Origin of the sequence: Paracraurococcus ruber (assembly GCF_004353985.1) — a bacterium.
Taxonomy (GTDB): domain Bacteria; phylum Pseudomonadota; class Alphaproteobacteria; order Acetobacterales; family Acetobacteraceae; genus Paracraurococcus; species Paracraurococcus ruber.
This window is the reverse complement of sequence record NZ_SMOA01000070.1, coordinates 1-19,997: the sequence shown is the minus strand read 5'-3', so window position 1 is coordinate 19,997 and position 19,997 is coordinate 1. Positions and strand designations below refer to the sequence as shown.

Sequence of the window (19,997 nt, the reverse complement as noted above, 5' to 3'; positions counted from 1 at the left end):
GGGCAGATGTCGGTGAGCGAGGGGCCGGCGGTTGCGCCGGCCCCCATCCTCGCCGCCGCGCCGCCCGCGCGCCGGTCCTGGGCGCCGATGCTGCAGGCGGCGCCGCTCTGGGCCGTGCTGCTGCTGTTCTTCGTCTTCCCGCTGCTGGCGACCGGCGTCGTCAGCCTGTGGAACTACACCGAGTACTCGCTGGTGCCGGACGTCACCCAGCGCAACTACGTGGAGATGTTCGAGGGCTGCTCCGACCTCTCGGGCGGGCTCTGCACCACCTTCCGGACCTACATCTCGACGCTCCGGCTCTGCGGCATGGTCTGGGCCTGCACGCTGGTGCTGGGCTTCGCCGTGTCCTACTTCCTGTGTTTCCATGTCCGGTCGGACGGGATGCGGATGGCGCTGTTCCTGGTCTGCACCGCGCCCTTCCTGACGTCCAACGTCATCCGCATGATCTCCTGGATCCCGCTGCTGGGGCGGGAGGGCGTCGTCAACGGCGTGCTGGTCGGCGCCGGCATCGTGGACAAGCCGCAGGACTGGCTGCTCTTCTCGGAATTCTCGGTCGTGCTGGCCTTCGTCCACCTCTACACGCTGTTCGTGGTGGTGCCGGTCTTCAACAGCATGATGCGCATCGACCACCGCCTGCTGGAGGCGGCGCGGGATGCCGGCGCGACCGGCTGGCAGACGGTGTGGCATGTGGTGGTGCCGCTGGCGAAGCCCGGCCTCGTCATCGGCTCCATCTTCGTCATCGTGCTGGTGATGGGCGATTTCGTCACCATCGGCGTCATGGGCGGGCAGCAGATCGCCTCGGTCGGCAAGGTGATCCAGGTGCAGATGTCCTACCTGCAATTCCCGGCCGCCGCGGCGCAGGCGATGGTGCTGCTGGCGCTGGTGCTGCTGGTGATCGCGGTCATGACGAAGCTGGTCGACATAAGGCGGGAGCTGTAGGGCGATGGAGGAACGCCGCCCGCTCTCCTTCTGGCTGCTCGCGCTGCTCTTCGCGCTGTTCGTCCTGTTCCTCTACGGGCCGACGCTGACCATCCTGGTGCTGTCCTTCCAGGGGCCGGAGGGCGGGCTGACCTTCCCGCTGCAGGGCCTGTCGCTGCACTGGTACCGAATCCTGTGGGATGGCGTCGGGGTGGTGGATATCTGGGCGGCCTTCCGGCGGTCGGTGAAGCTCGGCCTCACCGTCATGGTGCTGACGACCCTGATCTCGCTCTCCGCCGGCTATGCCTTCCGGCGTCGCTTTCCCGGGCAGTCCCTGCTGTTCCACCTGACGGTGACCAGCCTGATCGTGCCCTCCATCGTCGTCTCGCTCGGCATCGCGCTCGAATTCCGGCTGATCGACGATGCGGTGAAGGCCTGGGCGGAGGCGAATGAGGTGACCTGGCTGGCGGAGGGCTACACCACCGCCATGGGCCTGTTCACCTCCGGCCTCGGCGCGCATCTCACCTGGACGCTGCCCTTCGGCCTGCTGATCATGTTCGCGGTGTTCAACCGGTTCCCGAACCAGCTGGAGGAGGCGGCGCGGGACCTCGGTGCCTCCCCCTGGCAGGTGTTCCGGCATGTGGTGCTGCCGCTGATCGGGCCGAGCCTGGTGGGCGTGGCGCTGTTCGGCTTCACCCTGTCCTGGGACGAGATCGCGCGGTCGTCGCAGGCGATCGGCGACCTCAACACCCTGCCGCTGGAACTGCAGGGGCTGACGACGACGGTGACGACGCCGGAGATCTATGCGCTGGGCACCCTGACCACGGGGGTTTCGGTGGCGGTGATCGCCCTCTCCTTCGCCGCCATCGCCCTGTGGCGCCGCCTGCGCCTGAAGCGCGGCTAACAACCCGAGCTTGCCGAAGGCCCTTCGGTCTTCGGGACACCCCATGACGATGCCGCGCATCGTCATGGGGACCCCGTCCAGGGGAATGCGAGGGGGGCCTCTTCCCCCCTCGCTGGCCCGCATTTCGCCATGGTGGGTCGCTAATCGCCCCACGTGCCGATCCGCCGTTCCCTCTTCGCCCTGCTGGGCCTGTCCCTGACCCTGGTCCTGCTATGGCTGGCGGTGCGCGTGCTCGCGCCCGGCGGCTGGACCCTGTGGGAAGCGCTCCTCCTGCTCTGCTTCGCCGGCACCGCGCCCTGGACCGCGCTCTGCGCCGCCAATGCGCTGCTGGGCTTCGCCATCCTGATCACGGCACGGGACCCGCCGGCGGCGGTCCTGCCGGCCCTGCGGCGGCTGCGGCCGGGGATACCGGCCCTGCACACCGCCATCGCCGTCTGCATCCGCAACGAGGACATGGCGCAGGTGCTGCCGCCGCTGCGGCGGCTGGCGGAGGGGCTGGCCGCCGCGGGGGCCGCCGACCGCTTCACCCTGTGGTTCCTGTCCGACACCACCGACCCTGCCGCGGCGGCGGCGGAGCAGCGTGCCATCGCGGCCTTCCAGCCCGGCGGCGTCGCGGTGCGCTACCGGCGGCGGGACGAGAATATCGGCTTCAAGGCCGGCAACGTCATGGACTTCCTCGACAACCATGCCGGCGACGCCGCGCTGATGCTGTGCCTGGACGCGGATAGCGCGATGACCGCGCCGGCCGTGCTGCGGCTGGTCGCCTGCATGGAGGCGGACCCCAGGCTTGCCATCGTCCAGCAGCTGATCGTCGGGCGGCCGGCGACGGCGGCCTTCCCGCGCCTGTTCCAGTTCGGCATGCGCGCCGGGATGCGAAGCTGGGCAACCGGCCAGGCCTGGTGGCAGGGCGCCGACGGTCCCTATTGGGGCCACAACGCCATCATCCGCATCGCCCCCTTCCGCCGCCATGCGCGGCTGGAGACGCTGCCGGACGGCCGCCCCATCCTCTCCCACGACCAGGTGGAGGCGGTGCGGCTGCACGCCGCGGGGTGGAAGGTGATGTGCCTGCCGGCGGAGGATGGGTCCATGGAGGGCAATCCGCCCGCCCTCCCCGAATTCATGGCACGCGACCTGCGCTGGGCGGCGGGCAACATGCAGTACTGGGACCTGCTGCGCCTGCCGGGCATGACGGCGATGGGCCGGTGGCAGCTGGTGCAGGCGATCCTTCTCTTCCTCGGCGCGCCCTTGTGGGTGGGCGTGCTGGTCTTCGCCGCGCTGAACGCCGCGACGGGCGGCGGCGCGGCGACGCCGGATGGCTGGCTCCTGGCTCTGCTGGCCACCACCTGGGCGATGCTGCATGCGCCGAAGCTGGCCGGCTATGCCCAGGTGCTGCTGACCCCGGCGCTCGCCGCGCGCTATGGCGGCCGGGCGGCCTTCCTGCGCGGGGCCGCGGCGGAGATCCTGTTCACCACGCTGCTGGACCCCGTCAGCGTCTTCAACAAGGCGATGTTCCTGCTGGCGCTGCCCTTCGGCGGCCGGCGGGCGGGATGGGCGCCGCAGAACCGCGCGGATCGTGGCGTGGCCTGGGCGGATGCGGCCAGGCTGCTCTGGCCGCACACGCTGTTCGGCCTGGCGGTCTTCGGCGTGCTGGCGGCGGCTGGCGTGGCCGGCTGGGCGCTGCCCTTCGCCGGCGGCCTGCTGGCGGCGATCCCGTTCTGCGTGGTCACGGCATCGCCCGGCTTCTCGGCGGAACTGCGCGACCGCCGGCTGGCCGCGACGCCGGAGGAACTGCTGTCGGGCGATGCCGGGTAGCGGCGCGGCCTTTCGCCTCGTCGCGGCGGCGGGGCCGGCATCGACGCAAGGCGCGCTCGCGCGGTCCTGATCCGCAACGGCACGCAGCCGCAACCGTCGGCGGACGTTCCGCCCGGCATGGACGCAACGGGCATCACGCGGCGGGGGCTGGGCGGGCTGGCGGTGGGCGCGCTGGCCGGCTGTGCCGCCATTCCCGTGCTGCCGGACGGGCCGGCGGATGCGCAGGAACGCCTGGCCCTGGTAACCGAGGCGCTGGACGGCGCGCCGCTTACCCAGGGCAACCGGGTGGAGATCCTGGATGGCGGCGGTGCCGCCATCGCCGCGGTCTTCGCCGCGATCGCGGCGGCGCGCGACCATATCCACCTCGAATACTTCATCCTGGAGGATGTGCGGGTGCCCGGCACCTGGGGCCCGGGCCTGTTCGACCTGCTGGCGGCCAAGCTGCGGCAGGGCGTGGCGGTGAACCTGATCTATGACAGCTTCGGTTCGGCCGCGACGCCGGCGGCGGCGCTGGACGCCTTGCGGCAGGCAGGCGCGCAGGTGCTGGCCTTCAATCCGCTGGACCCGGTCGAGGCGCGGACGGGCTGGGCACCGAACGACCGCGACCACCGCAAGATCACCGTCGTCGACGGCCGCACCGGCATCACCGGCGGCGTGAACCTGGCGAAGGTCTACGAGAATTCCTGCGAGGCCGCGGCAGCGGCCGAGGATCCGCAGGCGGCGTGCTGGCGCGATGCCGCGCTGCGGCTGGAAGGCCCGGCGGTAGCCGAGCTGCAGCGGCTCTTCCTCGACACCTGGGCGCGGCAGCGCGGGCCGGAGCTGCCGCCGCGCGACTGGTTCCCCCGGCTCGAGCCGCGCGGTCCGGCGCGGGTGCGCATCCTGGGCAGCGCGCCGGGGGAGAGGCGGCCGCGCTACTATGTCGCGCTGATGACGGCCATGGCGGCGGCGCGGGAGCGCATCTGGCTCTGCACCGGCTACTTCGTGCCGACCTGGCAGGAGCGGCGGGCGCTCCGCGCCGCCGCCCGCCGCGGCGTGCGGGTGCGGCTGCTGCTGCCGAGCACCAGCGATTCCCCGACCGCGCTGGACGCGCAGCACGCCGCCTATGACGACATGCTGGAAGCAGGCATCGAGATCCGGGAGGTGCAGGGCGCGATCCTGCACGCCAAGCTGGCGATGGTGGATGGCGCCTGGAGCGCGATCGGCTCCTCCAACCTCGACCGCCGCAGCGTCGCCTGGAACAACGAGGTGGACGCGGTGGTGCTAGGCGCGGAGACGGCGACGGCGCTGGAAGCGCTGCTGGAGCGCGACTGGGCCAAGGCGAAGCCGGTGACGCTGGCGCAGTGGGAGCGACGCGGGCTCTGGCCCAGGCTGCGGGAACAGCGGTCGCGGCTGGTCATCGACCTGCTGTAGGCGGCCACAAGGCCTTCGGCATCGGCGCCATGGCGGCGAAATCCGGTTCCTCGGTGGCGCCGAGGCCCGGCGTGGCGAGGGAGCCGATCTCCAGCAGGCCATCGCGGATGCGCAGGCGCGGGCCGCGCGGCGTGTCGGCGTAGAGGTCGGGATGCGCTTCCAGGAAGCGCACCGCCTCCGCCTTCGGGCGGCCGGCGAAGCCGGCGACGAAATGGTGGCCGTTGCGCTCCACATGCGCGAGGCCGAGCAGCGCCACCAGCGCCAGATCCTGCTGCACGCATACCCCCGGAAGGGTCGTCAGGTCCTCGGCCGAGAGGAAGCAGCCTGCGCCATCGGCATTCCAGGCGCGGCAGCGCGCCAGGTTGACCAGGCTGCGCCAGATCCCCTTGCAAGACTTGCTGGACACGCCCGAGTAGCCGAGGGCGCGGGCCTGGATGAAGGCGTCCAGCGGCCCGTCGCTCTCGTCGATGATCACCGGCCGGGCGGCGGCCAGTGCCGCCATCCCGGTGTCCAGCGCGCGGGCGCGGCGCACCGGCTGTTCGACATAGAGGATGGAGGCGGCCAGGCGGGCGAGGCGCGGCTCGGCCTCGATGGCACGCCAGAGCGCCAGCGCGCCCTCGGCATCCGCATACTGCTCGTTGCCGTCGAGCGTGGCGTGGTAGCCGTGCAGCCGGTCCAGCACCGCGGCGATGCGGCAGAGACGGTCGATATCGGCCGCGACATCGCCCGAGACCTTCAGCTTCCAGTAGCGGTGGCCGTAGGCATGGGCGACCTCCGCCAGCGTTTCCGGCAGGCCGTCCGCGACACGCGCCGTCTGGTCGGTGGCGGTGATGGGGTCCACCAGGCCGACGGTGTGGCGGGCATGCAGGCGCTGGGCGGGCTGCAGGCCTGCGAGCATCCGGGCAAAATCGAAGCCGGCAAGGTCGGGCGCGATCGGGTGCGGCACCATGCCGCCGATATTCGCCCGCATCCCGTCGAACACCGACATTCCGTGCCGCTTCAGCAGCGCGTCCAGCGCGGCGCGGTCCAGCAGCGCGCGGCCATAGCTGGCGACCAGCGGATTCAGCCCTTCCCGGGCGCAGGCGGCCGTGTGGTCGGCATAGCTGTCGGCGAAGTGGCCGAAGGCGGTGTTGGCGCCGGCGGCGAGCGAGGCCGCGGCGGCGAGTTCCAGGCTGCGGCGCAGCTGGTCCTCGTTCTGCGCATCGGTCAGCGCCGGGTCCTTGTCGAACCACTTGGCAGCCAGGCTTTCGGCGGCGCAGCCCCAGCCCTCCTGCCCGCTTTCGTCGCGGATGCGCAACCGCAGCACCGCCTGGCGGCCCTGGGTGACGGTGACGGCGCCGAACCGGAAGGGCAGGCGCAGGGTGAAGGCCCATTCCCGGGCCTCCACCGCGATCACGGCGAAACGCATCCACCCTTGTAGAAGCCGGCCTTCCACCGGTCCAGGCCGGGGCGGGCGAGGCTGTCGGCGGCCTGGCGTGTCGCCTGCGGCCCGCGGCCCACTGGGCGGCGGTCGACATGGCCGGTCCTGCCGCCCCACCAGGCAAGGGACCGGATCGCGTCCGGCAGGCGGGCGGCCGGCGCCTGGGTGGCTTCGGCGACGGTGGCGGCCCCGCCGGTGCCTGGCCCCGGGAAGCCGGGGGATACGATGTGCCGTCGCGGTCGGGCCGGATCGGGGTCGCCCGGGGCTATGCCCCGATGCGGCGCGCCATGCGCCGCCCGCGCGCGAGGATGCGGGCGGCGAGGCTGCGAAGCCCCGGGATGCGCCGGTTGGAGGCGGCCATGGCCAGCAGGTGCCGGGCTTCGTCCGCCTGGGCCGGGGCGAGCGCGCCCGGCCGGGCGAGCCAGGCGCGCAAGGTCTCCTCCGCCGAGGTTGCCTGGCCGCTTTGCAGCAGCGCATTGGCCCGCAACAGGGCGATGCGCGGCGGCAGGTCCGGCGGCAGCGCGGCGAAGCGATGCCCGCCCGGCGCATCCTCGGGGCGCAGCGGGATCGCGTCCAGGGCGGCGAGGGCGGGCCCGGGCTCCCCGGCGACCAGTGCCGCGAAGCCGCGTTCGAACGCCGCGCGCCAGAGCAGCGTGGCGGCTTCCTGGAACTGCACCGGCTCGAGGCCGAGGCTGTGGCGGATCACCGTCTCGGCCAGGGCAAAGAGGCGGATCGCTTCCGGCAACGCGCCCTGCTGCCGCGCCGCCATGGCGCGGTAGAACAGGAAGCAGCCCAGGCTGAAGGGCATCGTGCCGGCATGATCGGCGAGGTCGCGTGTCGCGTCCAGGCGGGCCGCGACCGCCGCCGCATCGGTCGGGTCGAAGTCATAGGCCTCCCGCACCAGCGCCTCATAGGCGTCGGCCTGCGGCAAGGCCTCGGCCACCCGGCCGGCATTGACCAGTTCCTTCATGGCGCGGAAGCGGAAGCCGAGCATGAGGTCGGCGGAGCCCGCCGGTGCCGCCGCCCGCCGCAGCAGGTAGCCGATGTATCGCGCCCGCAGGCCGGCCGCCGCATCCTCCAGCGCCAGGGGCGACTGGGACGCGTAGGCGAGCAGCCGCTCGGACTGCACCTCCACCAGCACATGCGGAAAGCCGGCGGCGCGGATCACCGATTCCAGCGCCGTGGCGGAGAACAGCAGCTTGTGCATGCCCGGCGACAGCGCCCCGACCACCATGTTCAGGGGCGAATCGGGCCGGACGAACTCCGCGTTCGGCGTCGTCAGCGCCAGGACTCCCCCGGGCGCCAGGCAGCCGGCCAGGTCGCGCAGGAAGGCCTGCGGGTCCGGCACATGCTCGATCACTTCGGAGGAGAAGACGATGTCGAAGCGCCGGGCAAGGACCGAGTCGTCTTCGTGCAGATAGGCCAGGCGGATATCGACGCCGAGCAGGTCGCGGCCCATCCGGCCGTATTCCGAAGGCTCCAGCCCCACCACGGCGCCGCCGCCGACATGCCGCCAGTAGTCCAGCGTATAGCCGAAGCCGCAGCCGACATCGAGCAGCGAGAGGCCCTCCCGTCCGGCGCGGGCGCGGTCCAGCGGCGCCACCATCGCCTCGATCCCGGCGCCGACCTGGAGATAGTGGCGCCAGATGCCCGAACCGATCGCCTCGCCATCCGTGTATTCGAACAGTCGGCTGCCGGTGGCGGTCAGGCTGCCGCAGCTGCCGCAGCGCAGGAAGCGCAGCGTGCCGGTGGCGGCGGCGAGGTTGCCGATGGACACGGCCAGAGGGTGCGGGCCGGCAGCCTGGCAGACCAGGCAGGGAGCATCGACCTGGTCCGGTCCCGCCGGCCATTCTGGCTGCGCCGCGGTTGCCGTCATTCCGTCCATCCTCGGCGCCAGAGCAGATCCCGATCGGGTGGACTCACCTGATCGGGAGACGATGCTCGTCGATTCACAAGACGAGAGCGGTTGCCGTGAGCCATGGCGAACGAAGACCGCTCTAGCGCAGCGCGAGGTGCTGCGCGATGAGCGGCGCCGGGCAGGGCGCATCCGGCCCCACCAGGCTTTCCCAGTCCGGCGCATCCGGCACGGCAGCGGGGTTCTTCGTCACCAATTCCGTCTTGATGAACGGAAAGCCCATGCGGCGGATCAAGGGTGCCCAGAAGTCGTGGGTCGGGTTCATTGGCACGGCAAGCAGCGCCCGCTGCAGCCGCGCGTCCCGCTCCGCCGGCGGCAGGCCGATGGCCCAGGCGAACGGCCGCAGGCCCATCAGCCTGCGCGATTCCGCCGGATCGGCCAGGATCGCCGCTTCCAGCTCGGCATAGCCATAGAGCGCGGCGACGCGGTGGCCACGCCGCGCCATATGGCCGCTGACCGCCAATTCGCCGCGCCGGATGATGGCCGATTTGCGCGCGGACAGCCGCATGCCGAGGAGGAAGTCGAGCAGATCGCCGACCGCGGCCCGCCCGCGCGCGAGCAGCAGGTAGGACTGCAAGTGAACGATGTGCTGCATGCTCTCGGTCAGGCCGAACAGGCCGTCGCCGCCCGACCGCAGCGTGGCGAAGACCGGGTCGAGCGGCCGGATCGGCCCGAGCACGCTGTCATTCGCCAGCAGCAGCTCCTCCGCCCCGGCGATCTCGTGCCGCAGCGTGCGGGCGGCGTCGCACCAGCTGCCGAAATCCAGGGCGTAGTTGCGCCGATGGATGGCGACGGCGCAGCGGTCCAGCACCGCCTGCCAGTCTTCCTCCTGCAGGCGGGGGCTGGCGCTGACGAAGACGACGTCGAAGCCGAGGAGCGTATATTCCTCCAGCTGCCGCAGCACCATGTCGGTGACCCGGCCAGCGGGCGAGAAATGCGCGTACAGGCAGATGGCGCGGCCATTGGACGGCATGGCGCCGGCCGCCTGCCGCAGGATCCGCGCCTCCGCCTGGCCAAGTTCACGCAGGTCGGCCTGCAGGGTCCTGGCGAGGCCGGATGCCTTGCCGGCCATCACCCGCGTGTGCCGCAGCAGCCGGGATGCGACGCGGGCTGGCAGCGAGACGTCGGAGCGGCGGCCGGATTGCGGCCGGAGGTCATGCAGACCGGCCGGCCAGGAAGGCGCCGCAGCGGGCATGGCAGCGCGCAGGGGCGGGACCGCGTTCATGTGAGGGACCCGCAGGGAGAGGGAGGAAACGGCTCCGCCGCCGGGCCCTCGGCCATCGGCCATGCACGTTGCTGTGCGGCTCGCGCCAAGGTCGCGGCTCCCGTTACGCCTGGTCGCGGTACTCGGCGCTCTCGCCGATGTCAATCACGGTTCGGCGAGACAGGTGCCGCGAGGGACCCTGTGGGCACCGGCAAGGACCGGGCGGGGCGCGCTTCCGCCCAGAGTGCCGGGCTCCGTCGGCGGCGGAGCACGCCGCGGGGTGAAGGCCGGTGCGATGCGGATGGCCGTCCGGATGGCGCGTGGCCCGGGCCGGCAACCACCGCCGGGCGTTCGAACCGGCGCGGGTCGCGGGGGCGTCCCGGTCTTGCGGGCCAGGCCGGCAAGGCCGCTCGGGGGTGGGCCTCGCCTGGGGGCATCCGTCCCGCCTCGCCACCGGCGGGACGGCGCAGCCCGCCGAAGCTTACCGCCGCGGCGCGCCGATCATCGGGCAGGCCCGATCCGCGCGGCGTCCATGCCGCGCCGCCAGCCGCCCTATCCCAGCAACCGCCCGATCACGCGCGCGGTATAGTCGACCACTGGGATGACGCGGCCGTAGTTGATGCGCGTCGGCCCGAGCACGCCGATGGCGCCGACGATCCGTTCCTGCCCGTTGCGGAAGGGCGCCACCACCATGGACAGGCCAGCGGTATCGAACAGCCCGCTTTCGGCGCCGATGAAGATCTGCACGCCTTCGCCGCGCTGGGCCAGTTCCAGCAGGCGCAGCACCGTCTCCTGCGCCTCCAGCCGCTCGAACAGGGACTGGATCTGCTGCACCCGCGCCAGCTCGTCGAGATTCTCCAGCAGGCGGGCCTGGCCGCGGACGATCAGGCTGCCGGCGCCGCCGCCGGCCCAGGTGGCCAGCCCGGCCTCGATCACCTGGTGCGTCAGGGCATCGAGGGCGGTGCGGTTGGCGGCGATCTCGTCGCTCACCTGCGTCCGCGCCTCCTCCAGGCTGCGGCCGGCGAGGCGGGCATTCAGGTAGTTGCTGGCCTGGCCCAGGGCGCCGGGCGGCAGGCCCGGCGGCACCTCGATCACCCGGTTCTCCACCTGGCCGCCATCCATCACCAGCACGACCAGGGCACGCCCGGGGCCGAGGGCGACGAATTCCATGTGGCGGACCCGCCCCTCCATCTTCGGGGCGACCACCAGCCCGGCGGCACCGGCGAGGCCGGAGAGCATCTGCCCGGCTTCGGCCAGGGTTTCCTGGAGGGAGCGGCCGGAGGCGGCGCAGCGGGCCGAGATCGCCTCCCGCTCGGTCTCGCCCAGGTCGCCGAATTCCAGCAGCCCGTCCACGAAGAGGCGAAGGCCGCGATCGGTCGGCAACCGGCCGGCGGAGGTATGCGGCGCGTAGAGGAACCCCGCCTCCTCCAGGTCCGCCATCACATTGCGGATGGAGGCTGGGGAAAGCCCGAGCGGCAGGCGGCGGGACAGGGTGCGCGAGCCCACCGGTTCCCCGGTCAGGACGTAGAGCTCCACCAGCTCGCGCAGGATGGTGGCGCTGCGGCTGTCGAGGCCGGCGACCGATGCCCCGGCAGCCCCCGACAGTGCCTTCGGCGAGGTCAGCATCAGGCGGGTCGGATCCAGTCTGGACACGGGATGGAGGCTAGGGAAGGCCGACCGGGGGCGTCAACCACCGCCTTGCCTCGGCTGGCGACGGCGGATAGAAGGATCGCTCTGCCGCGGGCGTAGTTCAGAGGTAGAACGTCAGCTTCCCAAGCTGAATGTCGTGGGTTCGATTCCCATCGCCCGCTCCAGCTTTCCCGGCTTCCCGTCATTCGGCGCCCCTGTCCGCCGCGCTGCCCCGGCGCAGGGCCGCGACGATGCGCGACCCGGCCGGGGCGGGCTGCGTCAGCGCCAGGCAGGCCGTCCCAGGTTCACGTCCCGCCCGCTCGTCAGCGCGCCGCCCGCCGCGCCGGCCGCGCCGCCGATCAGCGCCCCTGTGCCGACGCTCCCGCCGGTCAGCGCGCCGATGCCGGCCCCGGCGCCGGCACCCAGCAGCCCGCCCGAAACCGCCCGGTCCCCGGTCGAATAGCCGCAGGCGCCAAGGCCCAGCGCAGCCAGGGTGAGCAGGGCAAGCCCAGTCTTCCGCATGTCTCGTCTCCGTCTGGTCGAGGGACCATAGTAACGCGAAACGTTATGGTCCGGTTGCGCACAAGCCTTCCGGCGCGCGGCCGATCCATCGCTTCGCGGACTGAAGGCTTGAGCCGGGCCCGGCGGACGGGTATGCGACCCCCGTGCCCCGACCCCGCGCAATCGTGAATGCGGGCCGAAGGCAGGGATGCTGCGGGTCGCCATGCCGGCCAGTGGCGCGCGCGACGTCGTGGGCCAAGCCATTGCCGTGGAAGGTTTCCTTCGCATGTTTTCTCGCCTGTTCGGCTTCCTCTCGGCCGACATGGCCATCGACCTCGGGACCGCGAACACGTTGGTCTATGTGAAGGGTCGGGGCATCGTGCTGAACGAGCCGAGCGTGGTGGCGATCGCCGACCATCGCGGCCGCAAGCAGGTGCTGGCGGTGGGGGAGGAGGCGAAGCTCATGCTCGGCCGCACTCCGGGCAACATCGCCGCCATCCGGCCGCTGCGGGACGGCGTCATCGCCGATTTCGAGGTGGCGGAGGAGATGATCAAGCATTTCATCCGCAAGGTGCACAACCGGCGCAGCTTCGCCTCCCCCATGATCATCGTCTGCGTGCCCAGCGGCAGCACGGCGGTGGAGCGGCGCGCCATCCAGGAAAGCGCCGAAAGCGCCGGCGCCCGCCGCGTCCTGCTGATCGAGGAGCCCATGGCGGCGGCCATCGGCGCCGGCCTGCCGGTGACCGAGCCTTCGGGGTCCATGGTGGTGGATGTCGGCGGCGGCACGACCGAGGTCGCCGTGATCTCGCTGGGCGGCATCGTCTATGCCCGCAGCGTCCGCGTCGGCGGCGACAAGATGGACGAGGCGATCATCAGCTACATCCGCCGGCACTTCAATTTGCTAATCGGCGAGAGCAGCGCCGAGCGGATCAAGATGGAGATCGGCGCCGCCACCGTTCCCGACGACGGGGAGGAGGGGACGCTGGCCGAGGTGAAGGGTCGCGACCTGATGAACGGCGTCCCGCGCGAGGTGGTGGTCAGCCAGCGGCAGATCTCCGAAAGCCTGGCCGAGCCGGTGGGCCAGATCGTCGAGGCGGTGAAGGTCGCGCTCGAGAACACCCCGCCGGAACTCGCCGCCGACATCGTCGACAAGGGCATCGTGCTGACCGGCGGCGGCGCCCTGCTGCACCGGCTGGACGAGGTGCTGCGCGCCGCCACCGGCCTGCCGGTGGTGGTGGCCGAGGAAGCCCTGTCCTGCGTCGCCCTCGGCACCGGTCGTGCGCTGGAGGAGATGAAGCGGCTTCGCCAGGTCCTGAGCTCGATGTATTGAAGCCCCTTGAGGTGAGGCCCGCGGAAAAGCCGTGATCCGTCTCAGCGTCCCGCTCCGGCAGGCCCTGTCGCGCCTGTCCCTCCCCGTGCTGATCGCCGCGGCCTTCGGCACGATGCTGCTCGGCAAGGCGGATGCCCTGCTGGCGGAGCGGGCGCGCATGGCGCTGGCGGATGCGCTGGTGCCGATCTGGGCGGTGCTGCAGGAACCGGTCGGCGCGCTGCGCCAGGCGGCGCGGGACGCGGCGGAACTGCCGGTGCTGCGCAGCGAGAACACGCGCCTGCGGGAGGAGAATGAGCGGCTGCGGCGCTGGCAGGCGGCGGCGCTGGCGCTGGAGGCGGAGAACGCCTTGCTGCGCCGCCAGCTTGCCTTCATCCCGGATGCCGCGGCCGCCTATACCACCGCCCGCGTCGTCGCCGATGGCGGCGGCACCTATGCCCGGGCGGTGCTGCTCTCGGCCGGCCCGAACCATGCGCTGCGCAAGGGCCAGGTCGCGCTGGACGAGCGGGGGCTGGCCGGGCGGGTGACGGAGGTCGGCACCCGCTCCGCCCGCGTGGTGCTGGCGACCGACATGAACAGCCGCATCCCCGTGGTGCTGGAAGGCAGCCGGGCCCGGGCGATGATGGTCGGCACCAATGGCGACCGGCCGCGCTTGCAATACTGGCCGGCCGGCACCCTGCCGCAGGAGGGCGACCGGGTGGTGACCAGCGCCGAGGCGAATGCCTTCCCCGCCGGCCTGCCGGTCGGCCTGGTGCGGGCCGGCGCCTCGGGCGGATGGGAGGTGGAGCTCTTCGCCCGGCTGGACCGGCTGGATGTGCTGCGGCTGTTCGACTACGGGCTTTCCGGCATCCTGCCGCCCGAGGCGGTGGCGCGGCCCGAGCCGCGGCCGCGGCGCTGAGCCGGCGATGAAGGGGCGGCCGGCGCCGGCCTCCGGCCTGCTCCGCCAGCTGGATTCGCTGGCGCGGGCGGCGCTGCCCAGCGGGGTGACCGCGCTGCTGATGATGCTGGCCGTCGTCCCGCTCGGCCTGTTCGGGCTGGTGCCTGCCATCGCGCTGCCCTGCGTCTTCTTCTGGTCGGTCTTCCGCCCGGCGGCGCTGCCGCCGCCCGCGGTCTTCGGGCTCGGCCTGCTGCAGGACCTGCTGACGGCCGCGCCGCTGGGGTCCGGCGTGCTGGTGCTGCTGGTGGTGCATGGCCTGGCGGCGCGCTGGCGGCGCCTGCTGGCGAAGCAATCCTTCCTGCTGGTCTGGCTGGCCTTCTGCGGCGTCGCCGCCGGCGCCGCGGCGCTGGCCACCGCCCTGCAGGCGCTGCTCGGCTGGCAGGCGCTGCCCCTGCCGCCGGGGCTGTGGCAGGCGGTGCTGACGGCCGGCCTCTACCCGCTGCTGGCCTGGCCGCTGACCCGGGCGCATGAGGCGATGATCCGCGCCGAGGCCGCGCCATGAGCCGTCGCGCATGGAGCGCGCCATGAGCCGTTACGCATGGAGCGCGCCATGAGCCGTCGCGCGTGGAGCGCGCCATGAGCCTGGGAAAGGGCGTCCGGCGGGAGGAGGAGGAGCGCCGCGGCGTCTTCACCCGCCGCGCCATCGCGCTCGGCCTCGGGCAGCTTGGCCTCTTCGGCTTCCTCGGCACCCGGCTGTGGCGACTGCAGTCGGAGGAAGGGGAGCGCTACCGCACCCTGGCGGAGGAGAACCGGCTCTCCGCCCGGCTGATCCCGCCGCCGCGCGGCCAGGTGCTGGACCGCAACGGCCGCGTCGTTGCCGGCAACCGGCTGAACTGGCGCGCCCTGCTGGTCGCCGAGCAGACCCAGGATGTCGGCGCGACGCTCGAGACCTTCTCCCGCATAGTACCGCTGCAGGACCACGAGAAGGCACGGATCGAACGCGATGTCCGCCGCCGCCGCCGCTTCGTCCCCGTCGCCGTCCGCGAATTCCTGACCTGGGAGGAGATGGCGCGGATCGAGGTGAACGCGCCCGACCTGCCGGGCATCCTGATCGATGTCGGCACCACGCGCCTGTACCCGGAAGGCGAGCATCTGGCCCATCTGGTCGGCTATGTCGCCCCGCCGGCGGAGCGCGACATGGATGGCGACCCGCTGCTGGAACTGCCCGGCATCCGCGTCGGCCGCGCCGGGGTGGAGAAGCACCATGACCTGGCGCTGCGCGGCCGCGCCGGCGCCGTGCAGCTGGAGGTGAACGCCGTCGGGCGGGTGATCCGCGAGCTGGACCGGCGCGAGGGCGTGCCGGGGCAGGATGTCCAGCTCTCGGTGGATGCGGAGCTACAGAAGGCGCTGCGCGGGAAGATCGAGGAAGGCACCAGCATCGTCGTCATGGATGCGCGGAACGGGGAGGTGCTGGCCATGGCCTCCCAGCCCTCCTTCGATCCGTCCATCTTCAATGCCGGCGTCTCAGCGGCGCAGTGGCGGGACTGGACGCGCAACCGCGCCACGCCGCTGATCAACAAGGCGACCAACGGGCTCTACGCCCCCGGCTCCACCTTCAAGATGGTGGTGGCCCTGGCGGGGCTGGAAGCGCGGGTGGTCACGCCCGGCGACCGGATCTTCTGCCCCGGCCACCTGGACCTGGGCGACACCCGCTTCCATTGCTGGCAGCGTCGCGGGCATGGCAGCGTGGACATGCGGACCGGCATCAAGCTGTCCTGCGACGTCTACTTCTACGAGGTGGCGAAGCGGGTCGGCATCGACCGGATCGCCGCGATGGCCAACCGCTTCGGCCTGGGCGTCGACCTGGAGATCGAGCTGCCGGGGACGAAGCGCGGGCTGGTGCCGACGCGGGCCTGGCGGCAGGCCCAGGGCAAGGCCTGGAACCTGGGCGACACCATCGTCCATGGCATCGGCCAGGGCTTCTACCAGCTCACGCCGCTGCAGCTGGCGACCATGACCGCCCGGCTGGCGACCGGCCGGGCGGTGCAGCCGCATGTGACGCGTGCCATCAATGGCCGCCCGGTGCGCGGCACCCGGTCGGAGGACTGGCCCAGCCTCGGCATCCCCGAGCGCGACCTGCGGCTGATGCGGGAAGGCATGTGGGCGGTGGTGAACGAGCCCGGCGGCACCGCGCTGGCCAGCAGGCTGCCCGGGCCGCTGGGCGTCATGGCGGGGAAGACCGGGTCGGTGCAGGTGCGCCGCATCAGCCGGGAACAGCGGGAGCGCGGCTTCAAGACCGAGAGCCTGCCGCGCGAATGGCGGCCGCATGCGCTCTTCGTCGCCTTCGCGCCCTATGAGAACCCCATCTATGCCGTCAGCGTGGTGGTGGAGCACGGGATGAGCGGATCTGGCGCCGCCGCGCCGCTGGCGCGCGACACGCTGGTGGAGGTGTTCAACCGCTTCCGGGCGCCGCCCGCGCCGCCGCCGACGCCCGGCCAGCGGGTGGCGGAGGGGCCCCGGACATGACCAGGACATGAGCGGCACGGTCTTCGAGCGCCGGCTGCTGACCCGCGACCGCGGCGACGGGCTGCTGCAGAAATTCTGGCGCATCCCCTGGCTCTTCGTGCTGCTGCTCTGCGCCGTCGCGGCGGTCGGCTATGTCGCCCTCTACAGCGCCGGCGGCGGCCCGGATGCCTATGCGGCCAAGCATGCGCTGCGCTTCGGCTTCGGCCTGGTGCTGATGCTGTCCATCGCCATGGTGGATATCCGGCTGATCGCCCGCTTCGCCTGGCTGGGCTATGCGGTGGGCGTCGGGCTGCTGGTGCTGGTGCTGCTGCACGGCAATGTCGGCAAGGGCGCGCAGCGCTGGATCGATATCGGCCCGCTGCAGCTGCAGCCCTCCGAGCTGATGAAGATCATGCTGGTGCTGGCGCTGGCCGCCTGGTTCCACCGGGCGAGTTGGGAGCGGGTGGGCAACCTGCTCTTCCTCATACCGCCCGCCATCATGGTGCTGGTGCCCGTCGCGCTCATCCTCAAGCAGCCCAACCTCGGCACCGGCCTGATCACGGCGATGATCGGCGGCGCGGTCTTCCTGGTCGCCGGGGTGCGCCTGTGGAAATTCGCCATCATCCTGGGCGCGGTCGGCATCGCGGCGCCGATCGCCTATGACCACCTGCGGGACTACCAGAAGGCGCGGATCACCACCTTCCTCGACCCCGAGAGCGACCCGCTCGGCGCCGGCTACAACATCATCCAGTCGAAGATCGCGCTCGGCTCGGGCGGGCTGTGGGGCAAGGGCTTCCTGCAGGGCACCCAGGGCCACCTGAACTTCCTGCCGGAGAAACAGACCGACTTCATCTTCACCATGATCGCCGAGGAATTCGGCCTGGTCGGCGCGCTGTCGGTGCTGGGCCTGCTGACGCTGGTGGTGCTGTTCTGCTTCCTGGTGGCCTTCCGCTGCCGGCACCAGTTCGGCCGGCTGCTGGCGGTCGGCCTGGGAACCAACATCTTCCTCTATGTGTTCGTGAACATCGCCATGGTCACCGGCAGCATCCCGGTGGGCGGCGTGCCGCTGCCGCTGATCTCGCATGGCGGGTCGGCCATGCTCACCACCATGCTCGGCTTCGGCCTGCTGATGTCGGTGCAGGTCCACCGCGACGCGGAATTCGGCCCGGCGCGGGAATAGCCGCCGCAGGGGCGGGCGCGACGCGGCCTGGGTGTTCGGCCGGTCCGGGCAAGCCGGCCGGGGCCATGGGCCATGGCGCGGATCCACGCTGCGCGGTGCCCGCGCCGCTTTGGGATCCCCATCGGGCATTAACCGTGACGCCGATTCAGGCCGAGCGGCGTTCAGGCACGCCCCGCGATCGGCTCCTGGCTGGTCGATGCCGCCCCGACTGGAATGTCAGCCGAAGGGCGTCACCGGGCCGGGGCGGAGTTGGCTTTCCCGCACCACGCGCTCATGCCCGTCGCGCTGGTTGCGCACGCGATACTCGCGATCCGTGCCGTCATTCGGCAGTTGCCGCAGCACCGTATAGGCGCCGCGCGGGATGTTGCCGTCGTAGCGGCCGGGGAGAAGCTCGACGCTCTGGCCGACTGCGTAGCCATGGGGCTGCATGGGATGTCCTCGCGGGACGCGTCCGGTCCTGGCAGGACCGGGCGGCCGGGGGCCCGCAGCCCCGCCGCCATGCGCGGCGTGAACGTTCCCTGGAACGCCCGCATCGCGCCGGGTCGTCACGTTCGGAGCGGGCGCCTGCTTCGGGCCGTTCAGGGCCTCTCGCGCTCCGCTCCGGGCGGGCGAGGCCCGGGTGGGTCCACCCGGGTTTTGCCCTTCGCCGGGGGCCGGTCGCCAAGGGCGCCCGGCCGGCCCGGCTCAGCCGATCAGGTCGAGGATGATCTGCCGGATCTCGTCCCGGGTCAGGCCCGGGGAAGCCGGCAGGGATGGTGCCGCGGCGGGGGCGGCCGTCCTGGTCACGCCGCCGGATGGATCGAACCCGGTCTGGGTCCGTGCTGCTGTCGTGTTCACTCTGTCCTTTCGCGGCGCCCCCGGGTCGGGGGTCGCCCTGCGGTGTCGTTCCCTGGAACGGGCCCATCTCGGGTGCCGTCCGGGGCAACGCCCGGTCTAGGCGCGCGATCCCTGCGGGACCGGCGATGCAGGCGGCAGCCGAGCGCGGAGCGGATGCGCCTCGCGCGCGGTGCAGCCCTTGGCCGATGCAAGATCCGGCGCGGCCTGTGCTCGCGCCACGACGCCATGCCGCCGGTGTCAGGCCAGACGGTGTCGGCGTCACGCTGTCGGCGTCAGACCAAGCCAGGCGCGATCCGCGCCGGCCTCCCAGCCGATGCAGACCCCGAGGGGCCTGCACCGGAGAGTCCACCTTGGGCCAACCCTGCCCGGGCGACATGGATCCGTCGCCCCGGTCAGGAAGGTCGGCCCGGACGGTCAGGCGCGCTTCAGGTTGCCGGCCGAGGTCTTGCCCTGCTGACCGCGCTGCAGCTCGTATTCGAGCTTGTCGCCCTCGCGCGGCTCCTGGATGCCGGCGCGCTGCACGTCGGAGATGTGCAGGAAAACGTCCTTCGAGCCGTCATCCGGCTGGATGAAGCCATAGCCCTTGGTTGCGTTGAACCACTTGACAGTGCCGATAGCCATTTGGGGGTGCTCCGTTTCCACAGAGGGTTACCGTCTTGCAACAGCGCCGGACGGATCGAACATCGAAGGAAGACGGACACCGGGCTCGGCGCTCGATCGCGAGCAAGGAGAGCAGGCCGAACCTAACGAGGCTGACCGGGCGAACATGGGCCGTCGGCAGGCCCGGGGCAAGCGGTAATGGCCAATTCGCCGGACACGCGCTTGGCAAGACCGGCCCGCCCGCTCGCGACGCCGCGCGGTCCGCCGGCTGTCGCGGCGGCAAGCCACCCTGATCCCAAGCGGGGGCGTGACCGGAAGGGCCTGGCCAGCCTCAAGGCCGTTGCGAGGCCGGCATCCGCCCGGACAGGCATTCGCTCATGAAGCCGCGCCGCGCCTCGCCCGCCAGGTTGCGGCTGCCGGCTTCGGCATTGCATGTCCGCATGCGGTCCTGCTGCGCCTGCTGCGCCGGGTTGGGCGGATTGCCGGTGGCCACCGGCGGCGGCGGCATCCGCCCTGCGAGGCATTCGCTCATGAAGCTGCGCCGCGCCTCGCCCGCGAGGTTGCGGGTTCCCGCTTCCGTGTTGCAGCTCCGCATCCGCTCCTGCTGGGCCTGCTGGGCCGGGCTCGGCGTGCTGCCGCCCTGGCCGGTCGTCCCCTGGCTGTTCGGTCCTTGGGCCAGCGCCCCGGTGGCGAGGACGGCAACAAGGGCGGCGGCGCGCAGCCCTGCGCCGACGATGCCTGATGCGGACATGATCGTCTCCCCCTTCCTGGTCGACCCAAGGGAACGCCGGTCGGCCGCCGGATGGCAAACACGGACTCGTCAAGCTCGCCGCGCGGGCGATGGCCCCGACCCGGGCACCCTCGCCGCGAGCCGCCGCGAGCCGCCGCGAGCCGCCGCGAGCCGCGACAGGGGCGCGCAGCGATCGCCGCCGGCGCGGCCGGAGACGCGCGCCGCCGG

Annotated in this window: 17 protein-coding genes and 1 tRNA gene; 10 read left to right on the top strand and 8 right to left on the bottom strand. The window is 72.3% G+C overall.

Features of this window, described 5'->3' with window-relative positions; translation table 11 throughout:
- Window positions 1-6: 6 nt before the first annotated feature.
- From E2C05_RS14700 to E2C05_RS14685, 4 genes are all read left to right on the top strand, one after another.
- Window positions 7-939, top strand: a complete 933-nt coding sequence (locus E2C05_RS14700; RefSeq protein ID WP_133220398.1) for an ABC transporter permease — start codon at window positions 7-9, stop codon at window positions 937-939.
- A 4-nt stretch (window positions 940-943) separates the two neighbouring features.
- Window positions 944-1,822: an ABC transporter permease gene (locus E2C05_RS14695; protein WP_133220397.1), complete on the top strand. Its 879-nt coding sequence runs from the start codon at window positions 944-946 to the stop codon at window positions 1,820-1,822.
- 153 nt (window positions 1,823-1,975) lie between these two features.
- On the top strand, window positions 1,976-3,634 hold the full coding sequence (gene mdoH / locus E2C05_RS14690) for a glucans biosynthesis glucosyltransferase MdoH (protein ID WP_133220396.1): 1,659 nt from the start codon (window positions 1,976-1,978) through the stop codon (window positions 3,632-3,634).
- 117 nt (window positions 3,635-3,751) lie between these two features.
- Window positions 3,752-5,044: a phospholipase D-like domain-containing protein gene (locus E2C05_RS14685; RefSeq protein WP_133220395.1), complete on the top strand. Its 1,293-nt coding sequence runs from the start codon at window positions 3,752-3,754 to the stop codon at window positions 5,042-5,044.
- Here the strand turns inward: E2C05_RS14685 and E2C05_RS14680 are convergent.
- The 4 genes from E2C05_RS14680 to hrcA form a co-directional block, all read right to left on the bottom strand.
- Entirely contained in the window at window positions 5,028-6,452 is a 1,425-nt protein-coding gene (locus E2C05_RS14680; RefSeq protein ID WP_133220394.1) for an enolase-like domain-containing protein, read from the bottom strand. The genes E2C05_RS14685 and E2C05_RS14680 overlap by 17 nt on opposite strands.
- Window positions 6,453-6,729: 277 nt before the next feature.
- Window positions 6,730-8,241 carry a class I SAM-dependent methyltransferase gene (locus E2C05_RS14675; RefSeq protein WP_205082828.1) on the bottom strand — a complete coding sequence of 504 codons (1,512 nt, stop codon included), beginning with the start codon at window positions 8,239-8,241 and terminating at the stop codon, window positions 6,730-6,732.
- 220 nt (window positions 8,242-8,461) lie between these two features.
- On the bottom strand, window positions 8,462-9,574 hold the full coding sequence (locus tag E2C05_RS14670; RefSeq protein ID WP_133220392.1) for a hypothetical protein: 1,113 nt from the start codon (window positions 9,572-9,574) through the stop codon (window positions 8,462-8,464).
- A gap of 561 nt (window positions 9,575-10,135) precedes the next feature.
- Window positions 10,136-11,209 (bottom strand): heat-inducible transcriptional repressor HrcA, encoded by a 1,074-nt coding sequence (gene hrcA / locus E2C05_RS14665; protein ID WP_133220404.1) that lies wholly within the window; start codon window positions 11,207-11,209, stop codon window positions 10,136-10,138.
- Window positions 11,210-11,322: 113 nt separating this feature from the next.
- On the opposite strand from hrcA, the gene E2C05_RS14660 reads away from it, so the two are divergent.
- Window positions 11,323-11,397: transfer RNA gene (locus tag E2C05_RS14660), tRNA-Gly, on the top strand.
- 94 nt (window positions 11,398-11,491) lie between these two features.
- Here E2C05_RS14660 and E2C05_RS14655 read toward each other — a convergent pair.
- Window positions 11,492-11,734 carry a hypothetical protein gene (locus tag E2C05_RS14655; protein ID WP_133220391.1) on the bottom strand — a complete coding sequence of 81 codons (243 nt, stop codon included), beginning with the start codon at window positions 11,732-11,734 and terminating at the stop codon, window positions 11,492-11,494.
- Window positions 11,735-11,999: 265 nt separating this feature from the next.
- On the opposite strand from E2C05_RS14655, the gene E2C05_RS14650 reads away from it, so the two are divergent.
- The 5 genes from E2C05_RS14650 (at window position 12,000) to rodA (ending at window position 17,602) form a co-directional block, all read left to right on the top strand.
- The gene (locus tag E2C05_RS14650; RefSeq protein WP_133220390.1) at window positions 12,000-13,043 is read left to right on the top strand and encodes a rod shape-determining protein; all 1,044 of its coding nucleotides are present in this window, start codon (window positions 12,000-12,002) and stop codon (window positions 13,041-13,043) included.
- 31 nt (window positions 13,044-13,074) lie between these two features.
- The gene (mreC, locus tag E2C05_RS14645; protein ID WP_133220389.1) at window positions 13,075-13,938 is read left to right on the top strand and encodes a rod shape-determining protein MreC; all 864 of its coding nucleotides are present in this window, start codon (window positions 13,075-13,077) and stop codon (window positions 13,936-13,938) included.
- A 7-nt stretch (window positions 13,939-13,945) separates the two neighbouring features.
- Entirely contained in the window at window positions 13,946-14,479 is a 534-nt protein-coding gene (mreD, locus tag E2C05_RS14640; RefSeq protein ID WP_133220388.1) for a rod shape-determining protein MreD, read from the top strand.
- Between the two features lie 74 nt (window positions 14,480-14,553).
- Complete coding sequence (gene mrdA, locus E2C05_RS14635; protein WP_133220387.1) at window positions 14,554-16,443, top strand: penicillin-binding protein 2; 1,890 nt, start codon at window positions 14,554-14,556, stop codon at window positions 16,441-16,443.
- Between the two features lie 7 nt (window positions 16,444-16,450).
- Window positions 16,451-17,602, top strand: a complete 1,152-nt coding sequence (gene rodA / locus E2C05_RS14630; RefSeq protein WP_133220386.1) for a rod shape-determining protein RodA — start codon at window positions 16,451-16,453, stop codon at window positions 17,600-17,602.
- Window positions 17,603-17,818: 216 nt separating this feature from the next.
- On the opposite strand, the gene E2C05_RS14625 is transcribed toward rodA, so the two are convergent.
- From E2C05_RS14625 to E2C05_RS14615, 3 genes are all read right to left on the bottom strand, one after another.
- The gene (locus E2C05_RS14625) at window positions 17,819-18,031 is read right to left on the bottom strand and encodes a hypothetical protein (RefSeq protein ID WP_133220385.1); all 213 of its coding nucleotides are present in this window, start codon (window positions 18,029-18,031) and stop codon (window positions 17,819-17,821) included.
- A gap of 822 nt (window positions 18,032-18,853) precedes the next feature.
- Window positions 18,854-19,060, bottom strand: coding sequence for a cold-shock protein (locus E2C05_RS14620; RefSeq protein WP_133220384.1), 207 nt, complete (start codon window positions 19,058-19,060; stop codon window positions 18,854-18,856).
- Between the two features lie 310 nt (window positions 19,061-19,370).
- Window positions 19,371-19,790, bottom strand: a complete 420-nt coding sequence (locus E2C05_RS14615) for a PsiF family protein (RefSeq protein WP_133220383.1) — start codon at window positions 19,788-19,790, stop codon at window positions 19,371-19,373.
- Between the last annotated feature and the right edge of the window lie 207 nt (window positions 19,791-19,997).